The following is a 17156-nucleotide window of genomic DNA, read 5'->3' on the forward strand; positions in this document are numbered from 1 at the left end:
GTTTCTGCATCGAGACTAGCACCGTGCCGTGTATCCGGCCGCTACGTTCTGGCAATCCTGAGGCTTGAAAAAGGCACTTCTGCCGTGTCGCCCAGCGGTGCCGCGGCATCGCGGGCGTCGAGCTCCGGCGCGCTCGCCAGGCAGCCGCGCCACGCACCCGCGGGCAGCCGGAAGGAGACGGCCTCGGGACCCGCGTTCACCATCACCAGCCAGTCGCTTTCGTCGGTGTTCTTCGTTGTTCCCGCATGCGAGAACAGGATTGCAAGGGCCGTGCCCGTGTGCCAGTCGCCGGGCGTCATCGGCGCGCCGTCGGGGCGCAGCCAGCGGATGCCGGGCTGTGCATCGTCCGAGAAGGCAGACGGTTCTGCGGGCCACCAGCGGGTGCTGCGCAGGGCCGGTGCCTCGCGGCGCAGCGCGGCGAGGCGGGCCACGAAGGCGCTCAGCGTTGCCGCGTCGCTGTCGGGCGCGGCAGGGTCTGCCCAGGAAAGCCAGGTGGTTTCGTTGTCCTGGCAGTAGGCGTTGTTGTTGCCCCGCTGGCTGTGGCCGAGCTCGTCGCCGGCCAGCAGCATGGGCGTGCCCTGAGACAGCATGAGCGTGGCGAGCAGCGCGCGCTGCAGGCGGTTGCGCAGGGCGAGCACGGCGGGGTCGTCGCTCGGGCCTTCCGCGCCGCAGTTGTTGCTCAGGTTGTGGCCGTGGCCGTCGCGGTTGTCTTCGCCGTTGGCCAGGTTGTGGCGCTCGTTGTAGCTGACCAGGTCGCGCAGCGTGAAGCCGTCGTGCGCGGTGACGAAGTTGACGCTGGCGGTCGGCGCGCGGCCATGGTGGGCGAACTGGCTGCTGGAGGCGGTGACCCGGTCGGCGAAGTCGCCGAGGCCGGCCTTGTCGTCGTGGTCTTGCCGCAGCCAGAAGCCGCGCTGCGTGTCGCGGTAGCGGTCGTTCCATTCGAGCCAGCCCGGCGGAAACTCGCCCAGGCGGTAGCCGCCGGGGCCGATGTCCCATGGCTCGGCGATGAGCAGGGTGCGCGAAAGCACCGGGTCTTGCGCGATGGCGGCCAGGAACGGGGCACGAGGGTCGAAGCCGCGTTGCGCATCGCGCGCGAGCACCGGTGCCAGGTCGAAGCGAAAGCCGTCGACGCCCATCTCGCAGGCCCAGAAACGCAGGCTGTCCATCACCAGTTGCAGCACGCGCGGCTCGCTCAGGTTCAGGCAGTTGCCGGTGCCGGTCCAGTTCTCGTAGCGGGCGCGGTCGTCCGGGCGCAGGTGGTAGTACAGCGCGTTGTCGATGCCGCGCAGCGACAGCGTGGGGCCGAACTCGTCGGTCTCGGCGCTGTGGTTGTAGACGACGTCGATCACCAGCTCCATGCCGCGCGCGTGGATGGCGTCGGCCATGGCGCGGAATTCGGTGGCGGGCGTGGTGCCGGGGCGCCCGCTCCAGTAGCGGGCCTCGGGCGCGAACCAGCCGATGGTGGTGTAGCCCCAGTGGTTGCTCAGGCCCATGCGCTGCAGGCGCTGCTCGTCGGCGCGGTGCTGCACCGGCATGAGGCTCAGGGTGGTGACACCCAGGCGCTGCAGGTGGTCGAGGACGGCGGGGTGCGCGAGGCCGGCGTAGGTGCCTTGCAGTGCGGCCGGCACGGCGGGGTGGCGCTGGGTCTGGCTTTTGACGTGCAGTTCGCAGAGCACGCGGTCGCCGGCCGGGATGCGGGCCTGGCCATGGGATGTTGGCGCATTTGCCACCGCCGTGACGCGGCCTTTGAGCGCGACGGCGGCGTTGTCGCGGGGGTCTCGCTCGGCCGGGTTGGCCTGCACGTGGCCCAGGAAGAGGTCGCTGCCGTCGTAGGTGCCGACGATCTCGCGTGCGTACGGGTCGAGCAGGAGCTTGGCCGAGTTGAAGCGCGAACCCTCGTGCGGCGCCCAGGGGCCGTGGACGCGGTAGCCGTAGACCAGACCGGGCAGGCCGCTGGGGAGCAGGCCGTGCCAGACGCCGTCTGTGCATGCGGGTAGCCGCAGGCGCTGCTGTTCGTTGTTGCCTGTGCTGTCGAAGATGCAGAGATCTACTGCGTCTGCCGACGGGGCTGTCAGGGCGAAGTTGATGCCTTGCTGCGTTGGCGTTGCGCCTAGGGGGTACGGGGTGCCTGTGCTCAGCATGTTGCTTGCTTCCCGTGGGGGTTGCTTCCCGAGGCCGGGAATCGCCCCGGCAGGCGACTCACTTTCTTTTGCTTCGCCAAAAGAAAGTAAGCAAAGAAAAGGCGACCCCACTGTCTGCGACCCCTGCGCTTCGCTACGGGGCAACCTGCGGTGCTCGCGTTTCGCGGGGTCCCACCCAAACTCGCTTCGCTCAAACAAGGGTGGGCCCTGATCCGCGAAACGCTCCGCTCCTCGGCGCAGCCAGAGGGGGGGTGAAGACAGACCGGGCCATCGCTTCGCTCGGCCCCCATGCGTCTGCTGGCGCTGCGCGCCTGCAGCCGAGCGCGCCGAGCGAAGCAATGGCGCGTTTGGTTCCCGCTCCCAAAGCGCTTCTGGCCGCGCCGAGGAGCGAGCACCGAAGCAAAAGAAAGTAGCTCGCCCGCCGGGGCGAGACCCGGCCCCGGAAAGCAAAACGATTCCATAACCATCAAACCACCACCCACATCACGGTAGCCAACGGCGGCACGCTGACCACCACCGAATCCCCCCGCCCGTGCCAAGGCATGGCCGTGCTCGCCACCACCCCGTTGCCGACCCCGCTGCCGCCATACACCGCGGCATCGGTGTTGAGAATCTCCCGATACACCCCCGCGCCAGGCACCCCCAGCCGGTAGCCATGCCGTGGCAGCGGCGTGAAGTTGCACACGGCGACAACGAACGACCCGTCGCGCGCCCGGCGCACGAAGGCGAACACCGACTGGTCGGCGTCGTCGTGCACGATCCACTCGAACCCCGCGCCGTCGTTGTCCAGTTCGTGCAGCGCCGGAAAGTGCCGGTACACGTTGTTCAGGTCGCGCACCAGCCGCCGCACGCCCTGGTGCGGCGCGTGCTCCAGCAAGTGCCAGTCCAGCCCGCGGTCGGCGTTCCACTCCGCGTACTGCGCAAACTCGCCGCCCATGAACAGCAGCTTCTTCCCCGGGTAGGCCCACAGGTAGCCGTACAGGTTGCGCAGGCCGGCAAACTTCTGCCACTCGTCGCCCGGCATCCGCCCGATCATCGAGCCCTTGCCGTGCACCACCTCGTCGTGCGACAGCGGCAGCACGAAGTTCTCGCTGTGCGCGTACATCAGCCCGAAGGTGATCTGCTGGTGGTGGTGCTTGCGGTACAGCGGGTCGGTGCCGGCGTAGGCCAGCGTGTCGTTCATCCACCCCATGTTCCATTTGTAGTGAAAGCCCAGCCCGCCGTCTTCGGGCGGGCGGGTCACGCCGGGGAAGCTGGTCGACTCTTCGGCCACGGTCACCGCGCCGGGCCGCTCCACGCCCACCACGTGGTTCATGCGGCGCAGGAAGTCGATGGCCTCCAGGTTCTCGCGACCGCCCAGCACGTTGGGCACCCACTCGCCGGCCTTGCGGCTGTAGTCGCGGTAGAGCATGGAGGCGACCGCGTCCACGCGCAGGCCGTCCACGCCGTAGCGCTCCAGCCAGTACAGCGCATTGCCGACAAGGTAGTTGCGCACCTCCGTGCGCGCGTAGTTGAAGATCAGCGTCTGCCAGTCGTTGTGGAAGCCCTCGCGCGGGTCGGCGTACTCGTACAGCGGCGTGCCGTCGAAGTTGCCCAGGCCGTGTGCGTCGGTTGGAAAGTGCGCGGGCACCCAATCGAGGATCACGCCCAGCCCAGCCGCATGCGCGGCCTCCACCAAATGCCTGAAGTCGCCTGGCGTGCCGAAGCGCGAGGTCGGCGCGTACAGCCCGATCGGCTGGTAGCCCCAGGAGCCGTCGAACGGGTGTTCGGTGATCGGCAGCAGCTCGATGTGGGTGAAGCCCAGGTCGCGCACATAGGGCACCAGCGTGTCGGCAAGTTCGCGGTAGTCGAGCCATTCGTGGCCGTTCTTGCGCCGCCACGAGCCCAGGTGCACTTCGTAGATGCTGATGGGCGCATGCCGCTCGTTGGCGGCGGCGCGGCCCTCGGGCATCTGCACCGGCGCGGGCAGGGGCTGCACCACGCAGGCGGTGTCGGGGCGCAGTTGCGCGGAAAAGGCGAAGGGGTCGGCCTTGCGCAGCACCTCGCCGTGCGCGGACAAGATCTCGAATTCGTAGCTGTCACCCACGGTCACATGGGGTGCAAAGATTTCCCACACGCCGCACTCGCGGCGCAGCCGCATCGCATGGCGCCGGCCGTCCCAGTTGTTGAAGTTGCCGACCACCGACACGCGCCGCGCATTCGGCGCCCACACCGCGAAGGCCACGCCCTTCACGCCATCCATCTCGCGCAGGTGCGCGCCCAGCCGCTCCCACGGCCGCAGGTGCGTGCCTTCGGCCAGCAGCCACACGTCGGTGTCGCCGAGCACAAAAGCAAAGCGGTAGGGGTCTTCGAGCCGCGAGGTGTGCGAGTCCCAGTCGACCTGAAACGAATAGCCCATGCGCGCCTCCGCCGCGGGCACCAGGCCGCAGAACAGGTCGGAGCCCTCGTGGCGCGTGAGGATGGACAGCGGCCAGCCGGTGCGCGAATGCACCACGGCCACGCGTTGCGCGCCGGGCAGCAGGGCGCGCACCACCAGGCCCTCTGGCGTCTCGTGCGGCCCGAGCACAGCGAACGGGTCGGCATGCTCGGCGCGCATCAGCGCATGGACTTCGGATTCGGGCATCGGCTTGAGGGGCATGGTGATCAGCTTTGTCCTGCTTCGTCGGCGGGGGCGCCAAGGAACACGCCGTACGGCGCCAGCACCAGCATGCGCTTTTCGCCCATGCCCCGCACGACGGCGGTGGACGCCAGCGGCTGTCCGACAAGGGGCTGCAGGCCGTCGGGCAGGGCGATGGTCACCGGCTCGCCGCCGAAGTTGAAGATCGCCTGCAGCGACTGGCCGCCGCTGCGTCGCTCGAGGTGCAGCAGGGGCTCGGGCGCGTCGATGAAGGCGATGGCGCCGGTGCGCAGCAACGGCTGGGTGCGGCGCCAGTGCAGCAGGGCACGGCTGAAGGCGAGCATCGAAGCGGGGTCGTCGGCCTGCTGCTCGACGGCCAGCGGCAAGTGCGCGCCATGCACGGGCAGCCATGGCGTGCCGGTGGTGAAGCCGCCGTGCGGCGCCTCGGCGGTCCACGCGATCGGGGTGCGGCAGCCGTCGCGGCCCTTGAACTCGGGCCAGAAGGCGCGGCCGTACGGGTCCTGCAGCAGCTCGAAGGGCACCTCGGCCTCGGGCAGGCCCAGCTCCTCGCCCTGGTAGATGCTCGCGCTGCCGCGCAGCGTGAGCAGCAGGGCGAGCCAGAGGCGGTCGCGCCGGGTGTCGGCGGGCGCACCGCCGCTCCAGCGCGTGGCCACGCGCGGCACGTCGTGGTTGGACACCGCCCAGCAGCCCCAGCCGCCGGTGGGCGCCAGCGCGCTGTCGAGCGCTTCGACATGCTGGCGCAAGTGCTTCGGTGAGTGGTCGGCGGTCAGCAGGCTGAAGCTGTAGGCCAGGTGCAGGCGCTTGCCAAGCTCGGTGTACTGCGCCATCACGGGCGGTGCGTTTTCGTCGCCGACCTCGCCCAGCGCCACCGCGCCGTAGCCGTCGAGCAGGCGGCGCAGGCTTTCCAGAAAGGCCAGGTTCTCGGTCTGGCTCTTGTCGTACAGGTGCTGCTGCATCGCATACGGGTTGTCGGCGCGCACCGTGCTGACCTCGTCGATGGACGCCAGCGAAGCGGGTGGGTTGTCGCGCAGCAGCGCGTCGTGGAACTGGTGGTTGCAGGCGTCGAAGCGAAAGCCGTCCACGCCGCGCTCGCACCAGAAACGCACCTCGCCCAACAAGGCCTCCTGCACTTCGGCGCAATGAAAGTTCAGGTCGGGCTGCTCGGCCAGAAAGCTGTGCAGGTAGTACTGCCTGCGGCGCGCGTCCCATTGCCAGGCCGAGCCGCCGAACACCGACAGCCAGTTGGTAGGCGGCGTGCCGTCGGGCCGGGGGTCGGCCCACACGTACCAGTCGGCCTTGGGGTTGTCGCGAGAGCTTCGGCTCTCAGCAAACCAGGCGTGCTGGTCGGAGGTGTGCGACAGCACCTGGTCGATGACGAGCTTCAGGCCCAGCGCGTGCATGCGCGCCAGCATGGCGTCGAAGTCGGCCAGCGTGCCGAAGATCGGGTCGACCGCGCGGTAGTCGGACACGTCATAGCCGAAGTCTTTCATCGGCGAACGGAAGAAGGGGGAGATCCAGATGGCGTCGACGCCCAGGCGGGCCACATGCTCGAGCCGGGAGGTGATGCCGGGCAGATCGCCGATGCCGTCGCCGTTGCTGTCCATGAAACTGCGGGGGTAGATCTGGTAGATCACCGCGCCGCGCCACCAATCGCTGTTGCTCGAGTTGCCCATGCCGTTCCTGTGATCTGAAAATCATTGTGGCATGCGAAATTCGGGCCAGTGATACCGGCTTGCGCACGGTACGTGCGTGTGCGGCTTGCGCACGGTACGTGCGTGTGTCCACCGTCGCTCGAAGCTTTCTACACTGGACGCCGTTTCCGCATTTCCCAATGACACCAGATCCCGCTTCTTCCCTGGCCGCGCTCGAAGCGCGGCTCGCCCAGGACCTCGACTACCTCGGCTGGCCCGGCCGCAACTGGATGCCGCCTCGGCAGGTCGGCAATGAACCCGTGCTGGACGTGGCCGTCATCGGCGGCGGCCAGGCCGGCCTGGCCGCGTCAGTCGCGCTGATGCAGCAGGGCATTCGCCCCGTGGTGTTCGACCGCGCGCCCGCCGGCCACGAAGGCCCGTGGGCCACCACCGCCCGCATGGAAACGCTGCGCTCGCCCAAGGAGCTCACCGGCCCCGCCATGGGGCTGCCCGCGCTCACCTTCCGCGCCTGGTTCGAGGCCCAGTTCGGGCGCGAGGCCTGGACCGCGATGGACAAGATCCCGCGCCTGCAGTGGATGCACTACCTGGTGTGGTATCGCCGCGTGATGGGCGTGGACGTGCGCAACGACACCGCCGTGACCGGCATCCGTCCGCTGCCCGACGCCACCGCCGTGCGGCTCGCCCTGCGCACGCCGCAAGGCGAACACAGCGTGCTGGCACGCCGCGTGGTGCTGGCCACCGGGCGCGACGGCCTGGGCGGGCCGGCCATTCCGGCGTTCGTCGATGCGCTGCCGCGCTCGCAGTGGGCGCATTCCTCCGACGAGATGGACTACGGCCGCCTGAAGGGCCTGCGCGTGGGCGTGGTCGGCGCGGGTTCGTCGGCCATGGACAGCGCCGCCACCGCGCTGGAAGCCGGAGCGCACAGCGTCGAGCTGCTGATTCGCCGCCCCGACCTGCCGCGCGTGAACAAGGGCAAGGGCGCCGGCGTGCCGGGGCTCACGCAGGGGCACTGGGACCTGCCGGACGAGCTGAAATGGCGCATTCGCCACTACATCAACGTGGCGAACGTGCCGCCGCCGCACGGCAGCACGCTGCGGGTGTCGGGCCATGCGAATGCGTTCTTCAACTTCGGCTGCCCGATTCTGTCGGTCGAACCTGTGGGCGATGCGATGCGTGTGCACACGCCCAAGGGCATTTTCGAATTCGACTTTCTGATCGTCTCGACCGGCTTCAAGGTCGACTGGGCGCACCGCCCGGAGTTCGCCGACATCGGCCCCTGCGTGCGCGCCTGGAAAGACCGCTTCACGCCCGCGCCCGGCGACGAAGACCAGGAGCTGGCCGATTCGCCCGACCTCGGGCCGGTGTTCGAGTTTCAGCAGCGCGTGCCCGGCGAATGCCCGGGGCTCGCGCGCATCCACTGCTTCTGCTACCCGGCGGCGCTGTCGCACGGCACGGTGTCGGGCGACATTCCGGCCATCAGCGAAGGCGCAAAGCGGTTGGCGGGCGGCATGGCCAGCCTGTTCTACCGCGAAGACTTCGACCACCACTACGCCAACCTCGAGGCCTATGCAGAGCCGGAACTGTTCGGCGACGAATGGGTGCCCGCATTGCCGCCGCAAGAAAGAAACTGACCGATGACAAACACATTCGACGTGATCGACACCGCTGTGGCCCTGGCGCCCGACCACCCCACCTGGGCGCTGCGGCGCCAGCGCGAGAAGGTCGTGGCCGCCACCCAGGCCAGCCATGACGCCATGTTTTCCCCGGCCGTCGAAGGCCTGACGGTGCAGGAGCGCCTGCTGGTGGCGCTGCATGCCTGCCGCGTGTCGAAGGCGCACAGCCTGGCCGCGCACTACCGTGAGCGGCTGGTGGCCGAAGGCGCCGACAGCGGCCTGATCGCCGCAGTGGAGAGCGGCGGCCCCGTGCCAGACGCCCGCCTGCAGGCCGTGCTGGTCTTCACCGGCAAGCTGATCGAGCGCCCCATCGACGGCGACAGGGCAGCTGTGCAGTCGCTGGCCGACAGCGGCCTGTCGACGCCCGCCATCGTGGCGATGAGCCAGCTGATCGCGTTCCTGTCGTACCAGATCCGCGTGGCCGCGGGCCTGAAGGCGCTGGCCGCCGTGGAGGCATCGGCATGACCACCCCGATTCGCATCAACGGCTTCACCAACGACGTGCTCAAGTGGACGCCGTGGCTGGACACGGTGAACGTCGACACCGCCACGCCGGCCCAGCTGGCGGCGCTGGACGAAATGAGCCCGCAGGCGCGCACCTCGCCTTACTTTCTGCTGCTGGCGCACCAGCCCGAAATACTGCTGCAGCGCTCCATCGCCTTCAACGCGATCATGTTCGCGCCGGGCGGCATGCCGCGCGCGGAGCGCGAACTGGGCGCCACGGTCGAGTCGCGCGTGAACGGCTGCGTGTACTGCGCCTCGGTGCATGCGCAGCGCTTCGAGCAACTGGCCAAGCGCAACGACGTGATCTCGCAGGTGTTCGAGGAACCCGCCACCGCAGGCACCACGCCGCGCGAGAAGGCCATCGTCGCGTTCTCGGTCCGCCTGGGCGCCGAGCCCGACAAGGTGTCGCCGGAGGACATCCGGGCGCTGAAGGCCGTGGGGCTGAGCGAGCTGGAAATGCTGGACCTGGTCCATTCGGTGGCCCTGTTCGCCTGGGCCAACCGGCTGATGCTCAACCTCGGGGAACCCGTGTTCCCCGAAGCTGCCGCGTCATAGGCGCGCGAGCAGCCCTGCAACGGTCTCGCGGGCCAGGCCCAGCGGTTCGAGCAGGTCGTTCTCGCTGCGGTAGTCCACGCCGTTGAGCAGCGAGGCCGCGTCCACGATGGTGCGGGTCGCGGGCGTCGGCACGCCGGCCATGGCGCCCAGCGCTTCGACGAACACCAGGCCGTAGGGCATGTCTTCCGTCACGTAGCGGGTGTCGACCTGCGTAGGGCCGGGCGGGCCGCCGCGCTTGGCGTGCAGCTCGGCGGCAATGTCCGCGAGCGTGTGCGACGTGGTGCCGAAGGAGCGCGCGAAATGCGCCTCGATGGGCCCGACCTCGATGCCGAAGGCCGCCGCCACGGCGCGCCGCTCGCGGTCGAGCGCCTCGATGGCGCGCGACACGCCGGGCGTCATGCAGTGGTACTGCGGCCAGTTCTCGGCACGCTCGATGCGAGTCCAGTTGAAGACCGCCAGCGGCCCGTGCGACTGCGGGTTGACGTTGGCCAGCGCGCTGGCCAGGGCGCTTTGCTGCACCGAGAAGCCGTCGCCGAAGAGCGCGGTGCACAGCGCCACGGCCTCGTTCGCCTTCTGGGTGGGAAGGGCAGACACGCCGACAGCCTTGCGCCGCGTCATCACCTTCACCTGTGTGCCCGACTCGCGGCGCGCCGTCAGCACGGTGGTGCCGAAGCTCGCGACCGTGACCTGCCGGCCGGCGCGACGTGCCGCCTCATGCAGGTAGAGCGACGACAGCGAGGCCATCGAACTGACGATGACTGTCTGGCCATCGCGCAGAAACGGCAGCAGCGCGTCCATCACCTGCTTGTGGCCGTTGACGGGCAGGGCGAGCAGCAGCACGTCGGCGGCCGCGCAGAGCCCGGCCGCGTCGTCGGCGACGTCGACGGTCACCGAAAAAGACTGCAGCCCGCTGGCCTCCAGCGCCTGCGTGCGCAGAGCCTGCGCGCCCCGGCCGCCCGGCGACCACACAGTGACGCCATGGCCCGCCTGCCGCAGCCAGGCCGCGCTGGCCAATGCAATGGCGCCGGTGCCTGCGATGCCGACGCGCCAGACAGCCCCCGGCACCCGGTCTGCCTCAGTCAATCTTGATCCCGCCCTGCTTGATCACCTTGGCCCAGCGCTGGCTGTCTTCTGCCACCACCTTGCCCAGCGCGGCCGGTCCGCCGCAGGTGTTGACCGCGCCCAGCTGGGCGAAGCGCTGCTTGGTCTCCGGCAGGTTGCACACCTCGACCAGCGCGGCGGACAGTTTCTCGACGGTGGCCGCCGGCATGCGCGCCGGTGCCATCACGCCCACCCACACCGGCACTTCCATGCCCGGCAGGCCGGTGGCCTCGCCCACGGTGGGCGCCGTGCCCATGCTGGGCAGCGACACATGCGAGAAGGTGCCCAGCACGCGCGTCTTGCCGCTGGCGACCATCGGCTCGATGGAGGCCACGCTCGTCACGATGGCCGCCACCTGCCCGCCCAGCAGGTCGGTCATGGCGGGCGCGGCGCCGCGGTAGGGCACGTGCAGCAGGCTCACGCCGCTGGCCTGCGCCAGCAGCGCGCCGGTCAGGTGCGACACGGTGCCGTTGCCGGTGGAGGCGTAGGTCACCTGGCCCGGGCGGGCCTTGGCGTCGCGCAGCACGTCGGCCACCGTCTTGTAGGGGCTTTCGGTGCGCACGGAGAGCGTCATGGGGGTGTCCGCCACCAGCGCCACGGGCACCAGGTCGTGCACCGGGTCGTAGGGCAGCTTGGGCTGCAGGTGGGGCGCGATGGTGATGGCGCCGCCGGTGGCCAGCAGCACCGTGGCGCCGTCGGTCGCCTTGGCCACCGCGTCGGCGGCCACGATGCCGCCGGCGCCGGCTTTGTTGTCGATGAGCACCGGCTGGCCCAGCCTGTCGGTCAGCTTGGCGCCCAGGTAGCGGGCAATCACGTCCTGCGCGCCGCCGGTGGCAAAGGGCACCACGATGCGCAGCGGCCTGTCGTTCTGCTGGGCCCACAGGGGCGTGGCGGCGGCCATGGCAAGGCCCAGAACAACGTGTTTCAAAAACAATTTCATGCGGTTTCCCGTCCCGTTGCGCACTGCTGCGGCCGTGCATTTTTCGCGAAATGCCGCGGAACCGGCTTGGCCGGGCCGCTGGCGTTGCCCCCGTCGGGGGAAGGAGAAGCGGCACCAAGTGCGCGAAGCCCGGGGGCAAGTCTAGTCCGGCGCGATAATCCCGCGTTCCCGGCCGTCCCGCGCCGGGCTCTTGCCGAACCGCCATGAATCCCAGCTACAAACCCAGCGACGTCGAGTCCGCTGCCCAGGCGCAATGGAGCGCCGCCGATGCCTACCGCGTCACCGAGGACGTGAACCGCAAGAAGTACTACGCCTGCTCGATGCTGCCGTACCCCAGCGGCAAGCTGCACATGGGCCATGTGCGCAACTACACCATCAACGACATGCTCACGCGCTACCTGCGCATGAGCGGCTACAACGTGCTGATGCCCATGGGCTGGGACGCCTTCGGCCTGCCGGCGGAGAACGCGGCGCTGAAGAACGGCGTGCCCCCGGCCAAGTGGACCTACGAGAACATCGCCTACATGAAGGGCCAGCTCCAGGCCATGGGCCTGGCCATCGACTGGAGCCGCGAGATCGCCACCTGCGACCCGAGCTACTACAAGTGGAACCAGTGGCTGTTTTTGAAGATGCTGGAAAAGGGCATTGCCTACCGCAAGACCCAGGTGGTGAACTGGGACCCGGTCGACATGACCGTGCTGGCCAATGAACAGGTGATCGACGGCAAGGGCTGGCGCACTGGCGCAACGGTCGAGCGCCGCGAGATTCCGGGCTACTACCTGAAGATCAGCGACTACGCCGAAGAGCTGCTCGAGCACACCCAGAGCAAGCTGCCGGGCTGGCCCGAGCGCGTCAAGCTGATGCAGGAGAACTGGATCGGCAAGAGCGAAGGCCTGCGCTTCGCCTTCACGCACGACATCAAGGACGCCAGCGGCAAGCCCATTCAGGACGGGCGCATGTACGTGTTCACCACGCGTGCCGACACCATCATGGGCGTGACCTTCTGCGCCGTGGCGCCCGAGCATCCGCTGGCCGCGCACGCCGCCACGCTCGACCCCAAGGTCGCGGCCTTCATCGAAGAGTGCAAGAACGGCGGCACCACCGAGGCCGAGCTGGCCACGCAGGAAAAAAAGGGCGTGCCCACCGGCCTCACGGTGACGCACCCGATCACCGACGAGCAGGTGCCGGTGTGGGTGGGCAACTACGTGCTCATCAACTACGGCGACGGCGCTGTCATGGGCGTGCCCGCGCACGACGAGCGCGACTTCGCCTTTGCCAACAAGTACGGCATCGAGATCATCCAGGTGGTGCTGGTGGACGACGAGCCGCACTTCGACTATCACAAGTGGCAGGACTGGTACGGCGACAAGACGCGCGGCGTGACCATCAACTCCGACAACTTCAGCGGCATGACCTACAAGGAGGCCGTGGCCGCCGTGGCGCATGCGCTGGGCCAGAAGGACCTGGGCGCGCTGCAGACCACCTGGCGCCTGCGCGACTGGGGCGTGAGCCGCCAGCGCTACTGGGGCACGCCGATCCCCATCATTCATTGCGACGAACACGGCGCGGTGCCGGTGCCCGAAAAAGACCTGCCGGTGGTGCTGCCCACCGACTGCGTGCCCGACGGCTCGGGCAACCCTCTGAACAAGCATGAAGGCTTCCACGCCGGCGTGGTGTGCCCCGTGTGCGGCAAGGCTGCGCGGCGCGAGACCGACACCATGGACACCTTCGTGGACAGCTCGTGGTACTTCATGCGCTACTGCGACCCGAAGAACGACCAGGCGATGGTGGCCGAAGGCGCCGACTACTGGATGCCGATGGACCAGTACATCGGCGGCATCGAGCACGCCATTCTTCACCTGCTGTACGCGCGCTTCTGGACCAAGGTGATGCGCGACCTGGGCCTGGTGAAGGCCGACGAGCCCTTCAGCAAGCTGCTGACCCAGGGCATGGTGCTCAACCACATCTTCTACAAGCGCAACGAAAAGGGCGGCAAGGACTACTTTCCGCCCACCGAAGTTGCGACCGTGCTCGACGCGCAGGGCCGCATCACCGGCGGCACCACCGCCGACGGCACGCAGGTCGAATACGGCGGCGTGGGCAAGATGGGCAAGAGCGAGCGCAACGGCGTCGATCCGCAGGACCTGATCGAGAAGTACGGCGCCGACACCGCCCGCCTGTACACCATGTTCACCGCCCCGCCCGAAGCCACGCTCGAGTGGAACGACGCGGCCGTGGAAGGCAGCTACCGCTTTCTGCGCCGGGTGTGGAACTTCGGCGTGGCGCAGGCCGACTCGGCCAAGGTCTCGGCCAGCGGCCAGACCTTCGGCAAGCCCGCCCAGGCGCTGCGCCGCGAAGTGCACATCCTGCTGCGCCAGGTCGACTACGACTACCAGCGCATGCAATACAACACGGTGGTGTCGGGCGCGATGAAGCTGCTCAACGCGCTGGAGGGCTTCAACCCCGACGGCAGCAAGGGCGACGCGGCCGCGCTGCGCGAGGGCTTCGGCATTCTGCTGCGCTGCCTGTACCCGGCCACCCCGCACATCGCCCAGCAGCTGTGGGACGAACTCGGCTACGACAAGGAGCTGGGCGGCCTGCTCGACGCGGCCTGGCCCACGGTGGATGTGGCGGCGCTGGCGCAGGACGAGATCGAGCTCATGCTGCAGGTCAACGGCAAGCTGCGCGGCAAGCTGCTGGTGCCCGCCACTGCGTCCAAGGACGACATCGAGAAGCTCGCGCTGGCCTGCGACGACTTTGTTACCTTCGCCGAAGGCGCGCCGCCCAAGCGCGTGATCGTGGTTCCCGGCCGCCTGGTCAACGTGGTTCTCTGACGAACGACTCAAGCATGAACACTCGCAATGTCTCGCAGCCGCGCCGCGGCTTCCTTCTCGGCCTGATGGCGGTGGGCGCCTCGCTGGGCCTGGCCGGTTGCGGCTTCGAGCTGCGCAAGGCGCCGGTCTTCGCATTCAAGTCGCTGTCGGTGTCGGGCAACACGGCCATGGTCAACCAGATTCGCCGCGAGTTGCGGGCCACGGGCACGGTGACGCTGGTGACGCCAGAGAAGCCGGTGCCTGGCAGCCCGCCCCCGGTGTCCACCGCCGACGCCGTGCTCGAAATTCTGAGCGAGGACCGCAACCGCTTCGTCATCTCGACCAATTCCGCCGGCTTGGTGCGCGAGCTGCAGCTGCAACTGCGCGTGCGCTTCCGGCTGCGCACACCGGCCGGCAAAGACCTGCTGCCGGCCACCGAGGTCTCGCAGACGCGCGACCTGAGCTTCAACGAAACCAATGCGCTGGCCAAGGAAGGCGAGGCCGACCTGCTGTTTCGCGACATGCAGTCGGACATTGCGCAGCAGCTGATGCGCCGCCTGGCCGCCGTCAAGGAACTCTGAGCCCACGCGCCCAGGTCATTTCATTTCCATGCAACTTGCCAGCGCCCAGCTAGCGGCCCACCTGCAGAAGGGCCTGAAGCCGCTCTACACGATCCACGGCGACGAGCCGCTGCTTGCGCAGGAAGCGGCCGACGCCATTCGCGCCGCCGCGCGCACGCAGGGCTACACAGAGCGCAGCTCGTACACCGTGGCCGGCGCGCATTTCGACTGGAGCGCGGTGCTGGCGGCGGGGGGCTCGCTTTCGCTGTTCGCCGACAAGCAGATCGTGGAGATCCGCATTCCCTCGGGCAAGCCCGGCAAGGACGGCAGCGCGGCGCTGCAGCACATGGCCGAGGCCGCGCCCGGCAACGACAGCACGCTCACGCTGGTGATGCTGCCGCGGCTGGACAAGGCCACGCGCACTGGGGCCTGGTTTTCGGCGCTGGAGAACAACGGCGCGAGCATCCAGGTCGAGCCGATCGAGCGCAACGCGCTGCCGCAATGGATCGCGCAGCGCCTGGGCCAGCAAGGCCAGCGCGTGATGGCCGGCGACGAGGGCCAGCGCACGCTGCAGTTCTTTGCCGACCGCGTGGAAGGCAACCTGCTGGCCGCGCACCAGGAAATTCAGAAGCTCGCGCTGCTGCACCCGGCCGGCGAGCTGAGCTGGGAGCAGGTGGAAGGCGCGGTGAACAACGTGGCGCGCTACGACGTGTTCAAGCTGTCGGAGGCGGTGCTGGCCGGCAACCCGCAGCGCGTGGCACGCATGCTCGACGGCCTGCAGGCCGAAGGCGAGGCCGAGGTGCTGGTGCACTACACCATCGCCGAGGACATTCGCGCGCTCAAGCGCGTGAAGGACGCCATGGCGGCCGGCCGACCGCTGCCGATGGCGCTGCGCGAAAACCGCATCTGGGGGCCGCGCGAGCGCGCCTTCGAGCGCGTGCTGCCACGCCTGGACGACCGCATGCTGGCGCGCCTGTTGCGCGCCGCGCATCTGGTGGACGGCATCGTGAAGGGCCTGAAGCAGCCCGACTGGCCCGCCAGTGGCTGGCAGGCTCTGCAGCGACTGGCACTGATGCTGTGTCGGGTTTGCAGGCTCGTCTGATCCAATCAGCGCAGCGCTTCGTTGGGCATCGGCCTGATCTGGCGCAGATTCAGCCGTTCAATCGCACTTTTCCCGCGTGGCCGGAATGCGGAGGTACGCCAAACGGCGCGTCTCCAACCGACCGCGCGTCACGTTGTCCATGATGAGGCCGCAAGTCAATGCCAACATTGCAGCAAGCATCAGCATGGCTGAAAGTATCGCAGTCGGTAGTCTCGGGACCAACCCATGTCTTAAATACTCCAGACCGATCGGCGCGATGAGGATCTGCGAAAGGACGGCCAAGAATATTGCGCAACTACCAAAAAACCTTAATGGTCTTTCGCTGGTGTAGAGCCGCAAGATGGTCGAAAGAATACGGAACCCATCTCGGTAAGTTGAAAGCTTGCTATGAGATCCCTCTGGACGAGAACCGTAAAAAGTCACGGCTTCCCCAAACGGCATCCGCAACTCAAGCGCATGGACAGTGAGCTCGGTCTCGATCTCAAATCCCGATGATGTTGCGGGAAAAGATTTGGCATACCTGCGAGAAAATATGCGATATCCGGAAAGCATATCGGTAAAGGTTCCGCCGAATATTTTCGAAACACAGCCGGTAAGTAAGCGATTGCCCCACTGATGCCCGCTGCGGTAAGCAACATCTGCATCGACTTGGGGCGTATAGCGCGACCCGACCACCATGTCGAGGTGCTCATCGATTAGTTTGTCGACCAACATTTGTGCGCTTGTCGCATCGTACGTAGCATCGCCGTCTACCATCACATAGATGGCCTCAACATCGGCAAACATTCTCCTGACAACGTTGCCTTTGCCGCAGCCCTACGGAAATTACCGTTGCATCCTCTTGCGATGCTACCGCCGCTGTCGTGTCCGACGAGCCGTTATCGAAAACATGGATGTGTAAAGCAGGGATGGCAGAACGGAATCCTTTTATCACTCTTGCAATGGTATTTGCCTCGTTAGTCCGCCCTGAACAATTCGGTTTTCAGCTGAGTGCAACGTGACGCAGCGTGGCGACCGGCGCCAGCGCAGCCAGCAATGCATACAGGTCCAAGCCGAGTCGGGCGCAAAGAAGCCGCAGCTTCGCCAGGATCAGACGCAGGTTGTGGCCGGCGCCGCACATGACCGCATGCAGCGCGTCGCCCAGAGCACCCTTGAGCGGGTTGCGAGCGAGGCGGCCATCCATCTTCATGTGGCCGATCGCTGGCTCGATGGCACTGCGCCGATGAATCATGGCCCTGAGCGTTCGAGTGATGCCGCGCTTCTGACCCGACCTGAGGATGCGTACCCCTTCGATCTCCACGCCCCGATAGCCCTTGTCCACGATGACCGTGGTCGGCTTGCGTTCGGCGAGGATGTCGACCTGTTCGAGCGTCTCGGCCAGCGTGTGGCCATCGTACGGATTGCCCGGCATGCTGCGCATGCCCACCACCAGACCCTCCTTCAAGGTCGTCGCGATGCTCACCTTCACGCCGAACTCG

General features: G+C 67.9%; 13 protein-coding genes. 6 read left to right on the forward strand and 7 right to left on the reverse strand.

The window, feature by feature from the left end:
* Positions 1 to 41: 41 nt before the first annotated feature.
* From glgX to VLK31_RS22780, 3 genes are all read right to left on the reverse strand, one after another.
* Positions 42 to 2141, reverse strand: coding sequence for a glycogen debranching protein GlgX (gene glgX / locus VLK31_RS22770; protein ID WP_409170723.1), 2100 nt, complete (start codon positions 2139 to 2141; stop codon positions 42 to 44).
* Between the two features lie 466 nt (positions 2142 to 2607).
* A complete protein-coding gene (gene glgB / locus VLK31_RS22775) occupies positions 2608 to 4779 on the reverse strand; it encodes a 1,4-alpha-glucan branching protein GlgB (protein ID WP_409170724.1) in 2172 nt (723 codons plus the stop codon).
* A 5-nt stretch (positions 4780 to 4784) separates the two neighbouring features.
* Positions 4785 to 6452 (reverse strand): alpha-amylase family glycosyl hydrolase, encoded by a 1668-nt coding sequence (locus VLK31_RS22780; RefSeq protein ID WP_409170725.1) that lies wholly within the window; start codon positions 6450 to 6452, stop codon positions 4785 to 4787.
* Positions 6453 to 6610: 158 nt separating this feature from the next.
* On the opposite strand from VLK31_RS22780, the gene VLK31_RS22785 reads away from it, so the two are divergent.
* The 3 genes from VLK31_RS22785 to VLK31_RS22795 are packed head-to-tail and all read left to right on the forward strand — an operon-like array spanning position 6611 to position 9162.
* The gene (locus tag VLK31_RS22785) at positions 6611 to 8062 is read left to right on the forward strand and encodes a SidA/IucD/PvdA family monooxygenase (RefSeq protein WP_409170726.1); all 1452 of its coding nucleotides are present in this window, start codon (positions 6611 to 6613) and stop codon (positions 8060 to 8062) included.
* A 3-nt stretch (positions 8063 to 8065) separates the two neighbouring features.
* Positions 8066 to 8569: a CMD domain-containing protein gene (locus tag VLK31_RS22790; RefSeq protein WP_409170727.1), complete on the forward strand. Its 504-nt coding sequence runs from the start codon at positions 8066 to 8068 to the stop codon at positions 8567 to 8569.
* Positions 8566 to 9162 carry a peroxidase-related enzyme gene (locus tag VLK31_RS22795; protein WP_409170728.1) on the forward strand — a complete coding sequence of 199 codons (597 nt, stop codon included), beginning with the start codon at positions 8566 to 8568 and terminating at the stop codon, positions 9160 to 9162. Before VLK31_RS22790 ends, VLK31_RS22795 begins: the two co-directional genes overlap by 4 nt.
* On the opposite strand, the gene VLK31_RS22800 is transcribed toward VLK31_RS22795, so the two are convergent.
* Positions 9157 to 10245, reverse strand: a complete 1089-nt coding sequence (locus tag VLK31_RS22800; protein WP_409170729.1) for an NAD/NADP octopine/nopaline dehydrogenase family protein — start codon at positions 10243 to 10245, stop codon at positions 9157 to 9159. The genes VLK31_RS22795 and VLK31_RS22800 overlap by 6 nt on opposite strands.
* Positions 10238 to 11203 (reverse strand): Bug family tripartite tricarboxylate transporter substrate binding protein, encoded by a 966-nt coding sequence (locus VLK31_RS22805; protein WP_409170730.1) that lies wholly within the window; start codon positions 11201 to 11203, stop codon positions 10238 to 10240. The genes VLK31_RS22800 and VLK31_RS22805 overlap by 8 nt, the downstream gene beginning before the upstream one ends.
* Before the next feature lie 203 nt (positions 11204 to 11406).
* Between VLK31_RS22805 and leuS the strand changes: the two genes are divergently transcribed.
* From leuS to holA, 3 genes are read left to right on the forward strand one after another with little or no spacing between them, the layout of a single operon-like run.
* The gene (leuS, locus tag VLK31_RS22810; RefSeq protein ID WP_409170731.1) at positions 11407 to 14037 is read left to right on the forward strand and encodes a leucine--tRNA ligase; all 2631 of its coding nucleotides are present in this window, start codon (positions 11407 to 11409) and stop codon (positions 14035 to 14037) included.
* 14 nt (positions 14038 to 14051) lie between these two features.
* Positions 14052 to 14597, forward strand: coding sequence for an LPS assembly lipoprotein LptE (lptE, locus tag VLK31_RS22815; RefSeq protein ID WP_409170732.1), 546 nt, complete (start codon positions 14052 to 14054; stop codon positions 14595 to 14597).
* A 28-nt stretch (positions 14598 to 14625) separates the two neighbouring features.
* Positions 14626 to 15678 (forward strand): DNA polymerase III subunit delta, encoded by a 1053-nt coding sequence (holA, locus tag VLK31_RS22820; RefSeq protein ID WP_409170733.1) that lies wholly within the window; start codon positions 14626 to 14628, stop codon positions 15676 to 15678.
* 57 nt (positions 15679 to 15735) lie between these two features.
* Here holA and VLK31_RS22825 read toward each other — a convergent pair whose 3' ends face one another.
* The gene (locus VLK31_RS22825; RefSeq protein WP_409170734.1) at positions 15736 to 16464 is read right to left on the reverse strand and encodes a protein rfbJ; all 729 of its coding nucleotides are present in this window, start codon (positions 16462 to 16464) and stop codon (positions 15736 to 15738) included.
* Between the two features lie 196 nt (positions 16465 to 16660).
* Positions 16661 to 17156: transposase (locus VLK31_RS22830; protein WP_409170735.1), on the reverse strand; the 496-nt coding region annotated here is incomplete at its 5' end.

This window comes from Variovorax sp. H27-G14 (genome assembly GCF_046156345.1).
Classification (GTDB): Bacteria; Pseudomonadota; Gammaproteobacteria; order Burkholderiales; family Burkholderiaceae_C; genus Variovorax.